Source organism: Mycobacterium sp. IS-1556 (genome assembly GCF_001499985.1).
Taxonomy (GTDB): Bacteria; Actinomycetota; Actinomycetes; order Mycobacteriales; family Mycobacteriaceae; genus Mycobacterium.
The window spans coordinates 108,801-122,425 of record NZ_LQIM01000012.1; the positions used below are offsets into that span (position 1 = coordinate 108,801).

Consider the following 13,625-nt stretch of genomic DNA (forward strand, 5'->3'; position numbering starts at 1 on the left):
CGATCGCCGTCGTCAGACCGTGAAGCCGAGCGCCCGAAGCTGTTCGCGGCCGTCCTCGGTGATCTTGTCCGGTCCCCACGGCGGGTTCCACACCCAGTTGATCCTCAGCTCGTCGACCAGGCCTGCACCCACCAGCGCGGTGCGCGACTGATCCTCGATGACATCGGTCAGCGGGCACGCGGCCGACGTCAGGGTCATGTCGATCAACGCGACGTTGCCCTGCTCCCCCTGCTCGACGTTGATTCCGTAGACCAGGCCTAAGTCGACGACGTTGATCCCGAGTTCCGGGTCGACCACGTCGCGCATCGCCTCCTCGAGATCGAACAACAGTTCCTCGTTAGGCACTGCGGTGTCGCTCATTTGGCGTCTCCTCTGTCCCGAATTCAGCGCCGGCTTGAGCCAGCGCGTCCTTGAAAGCCATCCAACCCAGCAGCGCGCACTTGACCCGCGCCGGATACTTCGCGACACCGGCGAACGCGATGCCGTCTCCGATCACATCTTCGTCGCCGTCGACCGTCCCGCGCGATGAAATCATCTCGCTGAACGCCGCGACCGTTTTCAACGCGTCTCCGACGCTTTGCCCGATCACCTGATCGGTCAGCACGGACGTCGAGGCCTGGCTGATCGAACAGCCCTGGCCGTCATAGGAGATGTCGTTCACCTGCTCGCCGTCGCCGGACAACGTCACCCGCAGCGTCACCTCGTCCCCGCAGGTGGGATTGACGTGGTGCACCTGCGCGTCGAACGGCTCGCGCAGCCCGCGGTTGTGCGGGTGCTTGTAGTGATCGAGGATCACTTCCTGATAGATCTGCTCCAGCCGCACGTCAGTCACTGCCGAAGAATTCCACGGCCCGACGGACACCCGCCACCAGCCGATCGACCTCTTCGACGGTGTTGTACACCGCAAACGATGCCCGCGCGGTGGCCGCGATGCCGAACCGGCGGTGCAGCGGCCACGCGCAGTGGTGGCCGACGCGCACCGCCACGCCCTCGTCGTCGAGCACCTGCCCCACATCGTGGGCGTGCACGCCGTCGACGACGAAGCTGACCGGCGACCCGCGGTTCTCCAACGACATCGGCCCGATGATCTGCACGCCGTCGATCGCGGTCAGCCCTTCGAGCGCCGCGGCAACCAGCTCGGCCTCGTGCGCTTCGACGGCGTCCATCCCGACCTCGCGCAGATACCGCGCGGCAGCGGCCAGCCCGACCACTTGCGACGTCATCGGCGTACCCGCCTCGAAGCGCTGTGGCGCCGGCGCGTACGTCGTCTCCTCCATCGTGACGGTCTCGATCATCGACCCGCCGGTGAGGAACGGGGGCAACGCGTTCAGCAGCTCGCCGCGACCGTACAACACACCGATTCCGGTCGGCCCCAACATCTTGTGCCCGGAGAATGCCGCGAAGTCGACGTCGAGTGCATGGAAGTCGACCGGCTGGTGCGGCACCGACTGGCAGGCGTCGAGCACGGTCAGCGCACCGACCGCCTTGGCGCGCGAAACCAGTTCGGCAACCGGGGCCAGCGCGCCGGTCACGTTCGAATGATGGCTGAACGCAACGACTTTGACGCGCTCGTCGAGTTGGAGTGAGTCGAGATCGATGCGGCCGTCAGGAGTGACCCCGTACCATCTCAGCGTCGCGCCGGTGCGACGCGCCAACTCCTGCCATGGCACCAGATTGGCGTGATGCTCGAGTTCGGTCGTGACGATCACATCACCCGGGCCGACGGCGCCTGCGAAGCGAGGGTCACCCAGCGCATAGGACACCAGGTTGAGCGCCTCGGTCGCGTTCTTGGTGAACACCAACTCATCGGGGTCGGCGCCGACGAACGCCGCGATGTCCGCGCGGCCCTCCTCGTAGGCGTCGGTGGCCTCCTCCATCAACTGGTGAGCGCCGCGGTGCACGGCGCCGTACGAGGTGACCAGGAATTCGCGCTCGGCGTCGAGGACCTGCAGCGGCCGTTGCGACGTCGCACCGGAATCCAGGTACGCCAACACGTTTCCGCCGCGCATCTGCTTCTTCAGAATCGGGAAGTCCGCGCGGATGGCGGCCAGATCCAATGGGCGAACGGAGGCGGTCACGGGTTACGCCTCCGCGGCCGCCGTCTGGGTGAACCGGACGTAGCCGTTCTCCTCGAGTTCGTCGGCGAGTTCCGGGCCACCGGAGGTGACGATGCGGCCGTCGACGAACACGTGCACGAACTGCGGCCGGATGTACCGCAGGATCCGGGTGTAGTGCGTGATCAGCAGCACGCCGCCGTGCTCGGTCTCGGCGTAACGGTTGACGCCCTCGCTGACCACCCGCAGCGCATCGACGTCCAGACCCGAGTCGGTCTCGTCGAGGATCGCGATCTTCGGCTTCAGCAGAGCCAGTTGCAGGATCTCGTGGCGCTTCTTCTCACCGCCCGAGAACCCTTCGTTGACACTGCGTTCGGAGAACGCCGCGTCGATCCCGAGGTCGCTCATCGCGCCCTTGACCTCTTTGACCCAGTGGCGCAGCTTCGGCGCCTCGCCCCGCACGGCGGTCGCGGCGGTGCGCAGGAAGTTCGACATCGAGACCCCCGGCACCTCGACGGGGTACTGCATCGCGAGGAACAGGCCGGCGCGGGCGCGCTCGTCGATGCTCATCTCCAGCACATCCTGGCCGTCCAGCGTGATCGAACCGGATGTCACCGTGTACCTGGGGTGGCCGGCGATGGCGTACGACAGGGTCGATTTGCCGGAACCGTTGGGGCCCATCACCGCATGGGTCTCCCCCGACTTCACGGTCAGGTCGACACCCTTGAGGATCGGTATCTCGGTCTGCTCGGGCGTGAGGACAGAGACGTGCAGGTCTTTGACTTCCAGTGTGGTCATGATTGGGCTGTTCTCGATTCCGTGATCGCTAGTTCTCGTTCAATTGCTTCGGTGAGGCGCTCGCGCACCGCGGGCACGGCGATTTTGGCGATGATCTCGTTGAAGAAGCCGCGCACCACCAAGCGACGTGCCTGATCCTCGGGGATGCCCCGGGCCCGCAGATAGAACAACTGTTCATCGTCGAAACGCCCGGTGGCACTGGCGTGTCCGGCACCGACGATCTCGCCCGTCTCGATCTCGAGGTTGGGCACCGAATCGGCGCGCGCGCCGTCGGTGAGCAGCAGATTGCGGTTCACCTCGAAGGTGTCGGTGCCCGTGGCTTCCGCGCGGATCAACACGTCGCCGACCCACACGGTGTGCGCATCGGGCCGGTTGGATGCCGGATCGCCTTGCAGCGCACCCTTGTACAGCACATCGGACTTGCAGTTCGGATGGGCGTGGTCGACCAGCAGCCGCGACTCGAAGTGCTGACCGTCGTCGGCGAAGTAGGTGCCGAGCAACTTGGCGTCGCCGCCGGTTCCGGTGAAGCGGACCGTCGCCGTGGTCCGGACGACGTCGCCGCCGAGCGTGACGTTGACGTGCCCGAGCACGGCATCCTTACCCAGGCGCGCGTGATGCGCGCTGACGTGCACCATGTCGTCGGCCCAGTCGGCGATCCAGATCACCCCGAGGCCGGCCGAGTCGCCGACGATGATCTCGACGTTGTCGGCGTAGGTTCCGCTACCCCGCAGGTCCACGACGACGATCGCCCGCGACAGTTCCTCGACGCGGATCTGCAGATGCCCGTAAGCCACCGCGCCCTCGCCCGGGCCGCTGATGTCGACCTCGATCGGCTCGGCGACCTCGGTGTCGCGGGCCACGGTGACGATCGTCGCGGTGTCGAACGACGAAAATGCTTGGGCGGCAATCCGGTCGGCAGGCACGCCGCCCTCGCCGAGCCGCTCGTCGCCGCGGTGCACCGTCTCCACGGTGACGCCGGGCAGTTCGGACACCCGAATCTGGGCGCTACCCGTCGCGGTCGCGGAGCCGTCGTGCAGACCGCGGAGACGTTTGAGCGGTGTGAACCGCCAGATCTCGTCGCGGCCACCGGGCACCTCGAAGGCGTTCACGTCGAACGAGGTGAAGATCTCGCCCTTGTTGAGTGCGGATCCGGCCGGCGTCCCCTCGACGGCGGTGGTCAGCTCGGAAACCACTCAGCCCACCGCGCCTTCCATTTGCAGCTCGATCAGCCGGTTGAGCTCCAGCGCGTACTCCATCGGGAGTTCCTTGGCGATCGGCTCGACGAAGCCGCGCACCACCATCGCCATTGCCTCGTCCTCGGTGAGGCCGCGGCTCATCAGGTAGAACAGCTGGTTCTCGCTGACCTTCGACACGGTGGCCTCGTGACCCATGGTCACGTCGTCCTCGCGAATGTCGACGTAGGGATAGGTGTCGCTGCGGCTGACGGTATCGACAAGCAGCGCATCGCATTTCACACTGGAGCGCGATCCGTGTGCGCCCTTGTTGACCTGGACCAGGCCGCGGTAGGACGCGCGGCCGCCGCCGCGGGCCACCGACTTCGACACGATGTTGCTCGACGTGTTCGGCGCCAGGTGCAGCATCTTGGCGCCGGTGTCCTGGTGCTGCCCCTCGCCGGCGAACGCCACCGACAGCACCTCGCCACGGGCGTGCTCACCGGTCATCCACACGGCCGGGTACTTCATGGTGACCTTCGAGCCGATGTTGCCGTCGACCCATTCCATCGTCGCTCCGGCCTCGGCGCGGGCCCGCTTGGTGACCAGGTTGTAGACGTTGTTCGACCAGTTCTGAATCGTCGTGTAGCGGCAGCGGCCGCCCGGCTTGACGATGATCTCCACGACCGCGGAGTGCAGCGAGTCGCTCTTGTAGATCGGCGCGGTGCAGCCCTCGACGTAGTGCACGTAGGCGCCCTCGTCGACGATGATCAGCGTGCGCTCGAACTGGCCCATGTTCTCGGTGTTGATCCGGAAGTAGGCCTGCAGCGGGATGTCGACGTGCACGCCGGGCGGGACATAGATGAACGATCCGCCCGACCACACCGCGGTGTTGAGCGCGGAGAACTTGTTGTCGCCGGCCGGGATCACGGTGCCGAAGTACTGCTTGAAGATGTCCGGATGCTCGCGCAGCGCGGTGTCGGTGTCGAGGAAGACGACGCCCTGGGCCTCGAGGTCCTCGCGGATCTGGTGGTAGACCACCTCTGACTCGTACTGGGCCGCCACGCCGGAGACCAGACGCTGCTTCTCCGCCTCCGGGATGCCGAGCTTGTCGTAGGTGTTGCGGATGTCCTCGGGCAGGTCGTCCCAGGTGGCGGCCTGCTTCTCGGTGGACCGCACGAAGTACTTGATGTTGTCGAAGTCGATGCCCTCGAGGTTGGAACCCCACGTCGGCATCGGCTTCTTGGTGAAGGTGCGCAGCGCCTTCAACCGGGTCTCGAGCATCCACTCGGGCTCGTTCTTCTTCGCCGAGATGTCACGAACCACCGCCTCGGACAATCCGCGCTGCGCGCTGGCGCCCGCGACGTCGGAGTCCACCCAGCCGTAGCCGTACCGGCTCAGCGAGGCGATGGCCTCGTCCTGGCTGAGCGGTTCGCCTATCTTGTGGACCTCGGGTGTCGTCGTCATCTCGACGCTCCTTGCTTGCTAGTTGGGGCTGTGGCTGTGATCTTGTCGACCTTGTCGACCAGCGGTACGTGCGTGGTGCAGGCGCAGTCGCCGTTGACGATCGTGGCGAGCCTCTGCACGTGGGTCCCCAGAACCTCGGCGAAGGCCTCCCGCTCCGTCTCGCACAGTTCCGGGAACTCCTCCGCGACGTGAGACACCGGACAGTGATGCTGACACAACTGGATTCCGTGGATCGGTCCAGGCGCCGGCGTCACCGATGTCACAGTCGTCGCGTAGCCGGCCTCGGTCAGCGCGGCCGCCACCCGGTCGGCCTTTGATTCAACGTCATCAGGGCCCTCGGTTACTCCCGCGAGAATCCCGTCGATACGACGACGCGCGAACGCCCGCACGGCGTCGTCGCCGCCGATCTCGCGCAACTGCCGGATCGCCGCGGCGGCGAGGTCGTCGTAGGCGTGGCTCAGCTTGGCGCGACCCGCCGGGGTGAGCCGGTACCGCTTGGCGGGCCTACCGCGTCCGGTGTGCTGCCAGGCGGCCGCGGCGCTGGCCTGCGCGTCGCCCGCGTCCATCAGCGCGTCGAGGTGGCGACGCACCCCGGCCGCGGAGATTCCGAGCCGCTCACCGATCTCGCCCGCCGTGATCGGTCCGGATTCCAGCAGCAGCTGCACGATCGCACCACGCGTGTGGCGATCGGCTCCTGCGGCGGTGCTGGGTGTCGCCGCCGTAGCGGCGCCAGCGTCCGGACTGAATTTCACAACACTATTGTGACGGAATTCCGAAAGCCGTGTAAAGCAAGGGCACCCTTAGCCCGACCTCGGCCCGTCCGGGGCCGCCCACATCGGCGGTTACGCTGCTGAGGTGGCAGCCCGCCTCCCGTCGTTCAGCTCGTCGATCGCCCGTTGGCACGCCGACGAACCCCCGGTGGGCTCACCCCTCAACGACGCCGAGGTCATCGCGCTGCGCCGGACCCGGCTGTTCGGTGCGGCCGGCACGGTGCTGATGGCGATCGGCGCGCTCGGCGTCGGGGCCAGACCGGTGGTGCAGGATCCGACGTTCGGCGTGCGACTGCTCAACCTGCCGTCCCGCATCCAGACGGTGTCGCTGACCATGACCACCACCGGTGCGGTGATGATGGCGTTGGCCTGGCTCATGCTCGGCCGGTTCGCGCTGGGAGACCGGCGCATGTCGCGCAGTCAACTGGACCGTCTGCTGTGGCTGTGGGTGCTTCCGCTGCTGATCGCCCCGCCGATGTACAGCCGCGACGTCTACTCCTACCTGGCACAGAGTGAGATCGGTATCAGCGGCCTGGACCCCTACCGGGTGGGTCCGGCGACCGGTCTCGGCCTGGACCACGTGTTCACGCTGTCCGTTCCGAACATGTGGCGCGAGACGCCGGCCCCGTACGGTCCGCTGTTCCTGTGGATCGGCCAGGGCATCTCGGCGTTGACCGGCGAGAACATCGTGGCCGCGGTGCTGTGTCACCGGCTGGTCGTGCTGTTCGGCGTCGGCCTGATCGTCTGGGCGACGCCTCGCCTGGCCCGTCGCTGCGGTGTTGCGGAGGTGAGCGCGCTGTGGCTCGGCGCCGCGAATCCGCTGTTGATCATGCATCTGGTGGCGGGCATCCACAACGAGGCGTTGATGCTGGGGCTGATGCTCGCCGGCACCGAGTTCGCCCTGCGCGGGGTCAGCAGCATCGGCGCCGCCATGCCCCTGGTTCCCAGGCCGCTGACGTGGCCGCAAGGCCGCGCGCAGTGGGCGCAGTGGTGGCCGCTGGCGATGCTGTTGCTGGGTGTCGTGCTGATCACGCTGTCGTCGCAGGTGAAGCTGCCGTCGTTGCTGGCGCTGGGCTTCGTGGCGATGGCGCTGGCCTGCCGGTGGGGCGGCACGGTCAAGGCGTTTTTCCTGGCCGGGGGGTCACTGACGGCCGTGTCGGTCGCGGTGATGGCGATCATCGGGTGGGCCAGCGGCCTGGGATTCGGCTGGCTCTTCACGTTGGGCACCGCGAACGTCGTGCGCAGTTGGATGTCGCTGCCCACCTTGCTCGCCCTGGGCACCGGACAGGTCGGCATCCTGCTGGGTCTCGGCGACCACACCACCGCGGTGCTGGGCCTGACCCGTGCGATCGGCGTGTTCATCATCGCGATCCTGGTGACCTGGCTGCTGCTGGCGGTGCTGCGGGGCCGCCTGCACCCGGTGGGCGGGCTCGGCGTCGCGCTCGGCGTGACCGTGCTGCTGTTTCCGGTGGTCCAGCCCTGGTATGTGTTGTGGGCCGTGCTGCCCCTCGCGGCGTGGGCCACGCGGCCGGCGTTCCGCAGCACGACGATCGTGGTGACGCTGGCGGTCGGCATTTTCGGCCCCACCGCAAACGGCGACCGGTTCACGCTGTTTCAGATCCTGCTCGCCGTGGCGGCCAGCACCGTGATCGTGGCGGCGTTGATCCTGCTCACTTACAACCGGCTGCCCTGGCGGAGCGTGACGACGCGGCCGTCCGAGCAGCCGTCGCCACCGGAACCACAGCCGGTGAGACCCGACGCCTACGCTGAGTCCCCGTGACCCACCCAGGACCGGGGACCTCCCCCGCCCCCGTGCGCCTGAGCGGGGTCAGCAAGCGCTACGGGTCGACGATCGCGGTCTCAGACCTCGACCTGGAGGTCCAGACCGCCGAGGTGTTCGCCCTGCTCGGGCCGAACGGGGCGGGCAAGACCACCACCGTGGAGATGTGCGAAGGCTTCATCAAGCCCGACGCCGGCACCATCGAGATCCTCGGCCTGGACCCGGTCGGCGACAACGCCCGGGTGCGCGAGCGCATCGGCGTGATGTTGCAGGGCGGCGGCGCATATCCGGCCGCCCGCGCCGGTGAGATGCTCGACCTCGTCGCGTCCTACGCGGCCAACCCGCTCGACCCCGCGTGGCTGATGGACATCCTCGGGCTGACCGAGGCGGCGCGAACCACCTACCGGCGGCTCTCCGGCGGTCAGCAGCAGCGGCTGGCGCTCGCTTGCGCCGTGGTCGGCCGTCCCGAGCTGGTCTTCCTCGACGAACCGACCGCCGGCATGGACGCCCATGCCCGAATCGTGGTGTGGGAGTTGATCGACGGGCTGCGCCGCGACGGCGTCACGGTGGTGCTGACGACCCATCAACTGACCGAGGCCGAGGAGCTCGCCGACCGCATCATGATCATCGACCACGGTGTCGCGGTGGCCACCGGGACACCGGAGGAGTTGATGCGCAGCGGCGCCGAGAACCAGTTGCGGTTCCGCGCACCGCGCATGCTCGATCTGTCGCTGCTGGTCTCGGCACTGCCGGAGAGCTACCGCGCGAGCGAGACGGCGCCGGGCGAGTACCTGGTGGAGGGCGCGATCAACCCGCAGGTGCTGGCCACGGTGACGGCGTGGTGCGCGCGGCTCGACGTGCTGGCCACCGATATGCGCGTCGAACAGCGGAGCCTCGAGGACGTCTTCCTCGACTTGACCGGACGGGAGCTGCGCCCGTGAATCGTTTTGCGCCGGGCACCTTCTCGCCCGACCCCGGGCCGGCCACCGTGGCGAAGATGCTCGCCGCGCAGTTCGGCCTCGAACTGCGGTTGTTGCTGCGCAACGGCGAACAGCTGTTGTTGACGATGTTCATTCCGATCACGCTGTTGATCGGGTTGACGGTGTTGCCGCTCGGTTCGTTCGGACCGAACCGGGCTGCGACCTTCGTGCCGGCGATCATGGCGCTGGCGGTGATCTCCACCGCGTTCACCGGCCAGGCGATCGCCGTGGCGTTCGACCGCCGCTACGGAGCGCTGAAGCGGTTGGGCGCCACGGCGCTTCCGGTCTGGGGCATCATCGCGGGCAAGTCGCTGGCCGTCGTCGCGGTGGTGTTTCTGCAGTCGATTGTGTTGGGCACGATCGGTTTTGCGCTGGGCTGGCGACCGCACATGGCCGGGTTGGCACTCGGCGCCGCGATCATCGCGCTGGGCACCGCGGGGTTCGCCGCACTGGGCCTGCTGCTGGGGGGCACGCTTCGCGCCGAGATCGTGCTGGCGCTGGCGAACCTACTGTGGTTCGTCTTCGCCGGACTCGGCGCGCTGACCTTGGAGGGCGGCATGGTGCCCTCCGCGGCGCAGTGGGTAGCCCGGTTGACTCCGTCGGGAGCGCTCACCGAGGCGCTGTCGCGGGCGATGACGCTGTCGGTCGACTGGTTCGGCCTGCTGGTGCTCGCGGTGTGGGGTGTCGTCGCCGCACTGTGTGCGCTGCGCTGGTTCCGCTTCACCTGAGGCCGCCGCGCGCAGCACCCGCTACTACGGCCTGTAGTTGCGCTGCTCTACCATCGAACCCGTGCGACGCGCCTTCCTGCGGCTGGTCGATCTGCTGCCGCTGCCCAGCCTGCGGGCCCAGCGCGTCATCGCGTTCCTCGTCATCCTGACCCAGGGCGGCATCGCCGTGACCGGCGCGATCGTCCGCGTCACCGCGTCCGGCCTGGGGTGTCCGACCTGGCCGCAGTGCTTCCCGGGCAGCTTCACCCCGATGCCGCACCCCGAGGTGGCCGTCATCCACCAAGCCGTCGAGTTCGGCAACCGCATGGTCACGTTCCTGGTGGTGCTCACCGCCGCGGCCGCGGTCCTGGCGGTGACACGCGCACGCCGACGCCGCGAGGTGCTGATCTATGCCTGGCTGATGCCGGCTTCGACGGTCGTGCAGGCGGTGATCGGAGGGATCACCGTGCTCACGGGCCTGCTGTGGTGGACGGTGGCCATCCACCTGCTGGCGTCGATGACGATGGTCTGGTTGGCGGTGCTGCTGTTCGTCAAGATCGGCGAGCCCGACGATGGCGTGCTCACCCGGCGCGCACCAAAGCCGTTGCGCCAGTTGGCTTTCCTCGGTGGCGTCGCGCTGGCAGCTGTCCTGGTGACCGGTACGTTGGTGACCGGGGCCGGACCGCACGCGGGAGACAAGAGCCTCGACCGCACGATCCCACGCCTCGAGGTCCCCATCCCCACGCTGGTGCACGTGCATTCGTCGCTGCTGGTGGCCTACTTGTCGCTGGTGATCGGCCTGGGCTTCGGCCTGCTGGCGGTCCGCGCAGCCCGGCCGGTGATGGTGCGCCTGGGTGTGCTGCTCGCCTTGGTGGTGGCGCAGGGACTGGTCGGGGTCGTGCAGTTCTACACCGGCGTGCCCGCGGCGCTGGTGGCCGTCCATGTGGCCGGCGCCGCGGCCTGCACGGCAGCCACCGCGGCGCTATGGGCGTCGATGCGAGAGCGGGCCGAGCCCGAACCTCTCGAGCGCTGACTCGACGCCCAGGACGAACGCCCGCTGTTGCCGCTCGCGGGTCGGTGGGTCGAGTTGCATCCAGCCCAGCGACGGTTCGACCAGTTCGACCTCCAGCACCCGCGGCTCGAAGCGTCCGCCGACGACGTCCACCCGCGCGTAGAGCAACTCCTCGGGCGCCAGGTCCAGGTGGGCGGCCGCCGCCGCCAGCGCCGCATGACCGACGTCCCACACCTCGAAGTCGGGCTCGGCCGGGGTGAGCGTCTCGCGCGCGTAGGTGCCCGACTCGTCGAACGGCGGCACCTGGCCGGCGCGCCGCAGTATCGGGCCCTTGGTGAACGCATGCGATTGCGAACCGCCGAGAAACACCAGCGCGGTCTCCCCGTCCTCGATGCGTGCGTCGTAGGGCTGGATCAGCACGGTCCGGCCGGTGGCCAGCAGACGGGCGGCGTGCCGTCGAGCGTCATCGCGATCCGAAAAACGCACCGTATCCACCGATCCCACACCGACAGCGGGTTTGACCACGACCTCGGCGCTGTTCGGCAGCCGCACCGTGGCGCCCGGACCGAAGAACCGGCTCGGCACGATCGGCACCCCCGCGTCGGCAAGGTCGAGGAGATAGCGCTTGTCGGTGTTCCACGGCACCACTCTCGCGGGGTTGAGCAGGTTGCGGACCCGCCCCGCCCAGCCGAGGAACTCGTCGAGCCGATCGATGTAATCCCACGTCGCCCGCAGGATCACCAGGTCCGCCTCCAGCGTCGCCGGGTCGTCCCAGGACAGCCAGCGGGCGTGCAAGCCATGCTTACCCAGCGCGGCGAGCAGGCCGGCGTCGTCCCCGTCTCCCTCCGGCAGTGCAGGGCAGCCGGCCAGCACGATGCGCGGGTGGAAAAGGTCGGGCCGCGCGAGCTTCACAACTGCAAGGATATTGGGAGGATGTGAGCATGCACGCCATCGAAGTCGCCGAGACCGGCGGACCCGAAGTCCTCACCTACGTCGAGAAGCCGCAGCCGACGCCGGGCCCCGGCGAGGTGCTGATCAAGGCCGAGGCGATCGGAGTCAACTTCCTCGACACCTACTTCCGGTCCGGACAGTATCCGCGGGAGACGCCGTTCATCGTCGGCAACGAGGTGTGCGGCACCGTCGAAGCGGTCGGCGACGGCGTCGCCGCGCTGAAGGTCGGCGACCGCGTCGTCACCGCGCAGGCCAACGGCGCCTATGCCGAATACAGTGTCGCCCCAGCAGATTTCGTCGCTTACGTACCCGACGGCGTGAGTCCCGAGGCGGCCGCCGCCGCACTGCTCAAGGGAATGACCGCGCACTACCTGATCAAGTCGCTGTACCCGGTGCAGCAGGGCGACTCGGTGCTCGTGCACGCGGGAGCGGGCGGCGTGGGCCTCATCCTCACCCAGTGGGCGACCAGCATGGCGGTGCGGGTCATCACCACGGTCTCGACGCCGGAGAAGGCCGAGTTGTCGCGCCAGGCCGGCGCGGTGGAAGTGCTCGACTATCCGGACGACCCGGCGGAGTTCGGCGCCACGATCAAGGAGATGACCGACGGCGGCGTCGCCGCGGTGTACGACGGCGTCGGGGCGGCCACGTTCGAAGCCAGCCTCGCCAGCCTGGCGGTGCGGGGCACGCTGGCGCTGTTCGGTGCCTCCAGCGGGCCGGTCCCGCCATTCGATCCGCAACTCCTCAACGCGGCGGGTTCGCTGTTCTTGACCCGGCCCACGCTCGTGCACTACACCCGCACCGCAGACGAGTTCGCTTGGCGGGCAGGCGAACTCCTCGACGCGATCGCATCGGGCACCTTGACCATCACGGTCAGCGAGCGCTACCGGCTCCCCGACGCCGAGCAGGCGCACCGCGACCTGCAGGGCCGCCGGACCGTCGGATCGGTGGTGTTGGTGCCCTAGCGGTCAGAACAGAGTCGGCAGCGCCAGCGCGGAGTCGATCGCCAGTGCGCAGAAGACGACGGCGAGGTAGTTGTTGGACTGAAGGAACAGCCGCAACGGTTTGACGGGTTCGCCGCGACGCACGCCGTTGTAGAGCTGGTGCGCCATCACCAGGAACCATGTCCCGGCCAGCAGCGCGACGGCCGCGTACAACCAGCCGGTCGCGGGCGTCAGCGCCAGCGTGGCGGCCACCGTCAGCCAGGTGTAGATCACGATCTGCTTGGTGACCTGGCGCTCAGTCGCCACCGCGGGCAGCATCGGAACACCGGCCGCGCGGTAGTCCTCCTTGTAGCGCATGGCCAGCGCCCAGGTGTGCGGGGGCGTCCAGAAGAAGATGATCGCGAACATCACCAAGGCCGGCCAGGCGATCGTCCCGGTGACCGCCGACCACCCGATCATCACCGGCATGCAGCCCGCGGCGCCGCCCCACACCACGTTCTGCGAGGTGCGGCGCTTGAGCAGCAGCGTGTAGACGAGAACGTAGAACGCGATCGTCGCGCCCGCTAGGTGGGCCGACAGCATGTTCGTCGTCCACCACAGCCAGAAGAAGGATGCGACGGACAGCGCGAGCCCGAACACCAGCGCGTGGCTGCGCGGAACCGTGGCGCGGGCCAGCGGTCTGCGCTCGGTGCGCTTCATGACCTTGTCGATGTCGGCGTCGGCCACGCAGTTCAGCGCGTTGGCGCCTGCCGCCGCCAGCAGCCCACCGACCAGCGTGTTCAGGATCAGCAGCGGGTCGACGTCGCCGCGGTGGGCCAGCAGCATCGCGGGGATCGTGGTGACCAGGAGCAGTTCGATGACCCGCGGCTTCGTCAGCGAGACGTAGCCCAGGATTTTCTGGCGGATTCGCGTCCGGAGCCGCTCCGGCGGCGACATTCGATCCGGCGCCCCGTCGACGAGGTGGCCTTCGCGAACGCTCACGCAGCTACTCCT

14 protein-coding genes are annotated in these 13,625 nt (G+C 68.3%); 5 read left to right on the forward strand and 9 right to left on the reverse strand.

From position 1 onward, the window contains the following. Nucleotides 1-12 precede the first annotated feature (12 nt). The 7 genes from AU187_RS09800 to AU187_RS09830 are packed head-to-tail and all read right to left on the reverse strand — an operon-like array spanning nucleotide 13 to nucleotide 6,243. A complete protein-coding gene (locus tag AU187_RS09800; RefSeq protein ID WP_059100004.1) occupies nucleotides 13-360 on the reverse strand; it encodes a metal-sulfur cluster assembly factor in 348 nt (115 codons plus the stop codon). Next, nucleotides 338-823, reverse strand: coding sequence for a Fe-S cluster assembly sulfur transfer protein SufU (gene sufU, locus AU187_RS09805; protein ID WP_059100003.1), 486 nt, complete (start codon nucleotides 821-823; stop codon nucleotides 338-340). Before sufU ends, AU187_RS09800 begins: the two co-directional genes overlap by 23 nt. Before the next feature lies 1 nt (nucleotide 824). After that, a complete protein-coding gene (locus AU187_RS09810) occupies nucleotides 825-2,078 on the reverse strand; it encodes a cysteine desulfurase (protein ID WP_059166659.1) in 1,254 nt (417 codons plus the stop codon). A gap of 3 nt (nucleotides 2,079-2,081) precedes the next feature. Further along, nucleotides 2,082-2,852, reverse strand: a complete 771-nt coding sequence (gene sufC / locus AU187_RS09815) for a Fe-S cluster assembly ATPase SufC (RefSeq protein WP_059100001.1) — start codon at nucleotides 2,850-2,852, stop codon at nucleotides 2,082-2,084. Beyond that, entirely contained in the window at nucleotides 2,849-4,045 is a 1,197-nt protein-coding gene (gene sufD, locus AU187_RS09820; protein WP_059100000.1) for a Fe-S cluster assembly protein SufD, read from the reverse strand. Before sufD ends, sufC begins: the two co-directional genes overlap by 4 nt. After that, on the reverse strand, nucleotides 4,046-5,491 hold the full coding sequence (gene sufB / locus AU187_RS09825; RefSeq protein ID WP_059099999.1) for a Fe-S cluster assembly protein SufB: 1,446 nt from the start codon (nucleotides 5,489-5,491) through the stop codon (nucleotides 4,046-4,048). Further along, nucleotides 5,488-6,243, reverse strand: coding sequence for a helix-turn-helix transcriptional regulator (locus AU187_RS09830; protein WP_059099998.1), 756 nt, complete (start codon nucleotides 6,241-6,243; stop codon nucleotides 5,488-5,490). Before AU187_RS09830 ends, sufB begins: the two co-directional genes overlap by 4 nt. 103 nt (nucleotides 6,244-6,346) lie before the next feature. Here AU187_RS09830 and mptB point away from each other — a divergent pair, with 103 nt between their 5' ends. From mptB to AU187_RS09850, 4 genes are all read left to right on the forward strand, one after another. Continuing rightward, on the forward strand, nucleotides 6,347-8,041 hold the full coding sequence (gene mptB / locus AU187_RS09835) for a polyprenol phosphomannose-dependent alpha 1,6 mannosyltransferase MptB (RefSeq protein WP_059099997.1): 1,695 nt from the start codon (nucleotides 6,347-6,349) through the stop codon (nucleotides 8,039-8,041). Between the two features lie 32 nt (nucleotides 8,042-8,073). Next, nucleotides 8,074-8,982, forward strand: a complete 909-nt coding sequence (locus tag AU187_RS09840; protein ID WP_059099996.1) for an ABC transporter ATP-binding protein — start codon at nucleotides 8,074-8,076, stop codon at nucleotides 8,980-8,982. Continuing rightward, entirely contained in the window at nucleotides 8,979-9,749 is a 771-nt protein-coding gene (locus tag AU187_RS09845) for an ABC transporter permease (RefSeq protein ID WP_059099995.1), read from the forward strand. The genes AU187_RS09840 and AU187_RS09845 overlap by 4 nt, the downstream gene beginning before the upstream one ends. A gap of 82 nt (nucleotides 9,750-9,831) precedes the next feature. Then, nucleotides 9,832-10,761: a COX15/CtaA family protein gene (locus AU187_RS09850; protein ID WP_172800227.1), complete on the forward strand. Its 930-nt coding sequence runs from the start codon at nucleotides 9,832-9,834 to the stop codon at nucleotides 10,759-10,761. Here AU187_RS09850 and AU187_RS09855 read toward each other — a convergent pair. Beyond that, nucleotides 10,711-11,652: an ATP-grasp domain-containing protein gene (locus tag AU187_RS09855; RefSeq protein ID WP_059099994.1), complete on the reverse strand. Its 942-nt coding sequence runs from the start codon at nucleotides 11,650-11,652 to the stop codon at nucleotides 10,711-10,713. The two genes, AU187_RS09850 and AU187_RS09855, sit on opposite strands and share 51 nt — an antisense overlap. A gap of 29 nt (nucleotides 11,653-11,681) precedes the next feature. Between AU187_RS09855 and AU187_RS09860 the strand changes: the two genes are divergently transcribed. After that, nucleotides 11,682-12,653 carry a quinone oxidoreductase family protein gene (locus AU187_RS09860; protein ID WP_059099993.1) on the forward strand — a complete coding sequence of 324 codons (972 nt, stop codon included), beginning with the start codon at nucleotides 11,682-11,684 and terminating at the stop codon, nucleotides 12,651-12,653. Between the two features lie 3 nt (nucleotides 12,654-12,656). Here the strand turns inward: AU187_RS09860 and AU187_RS09865 are convergent, their stop codons facing one another. Further along, on the reverse strand, nucleotides 12,657-13,568 hold the full coding sequence (locus AU187_RS09865; RefSeq protein WP_172800228.1) for a heme o synthase: 912 nt from the start codon (nucleotides 13,566-13,568) through the stop codon (nucleotides 12,657-12,659). Between the last annotated feature and the right edge of the window lie 57 nt (nucleotides 13,569-13,625).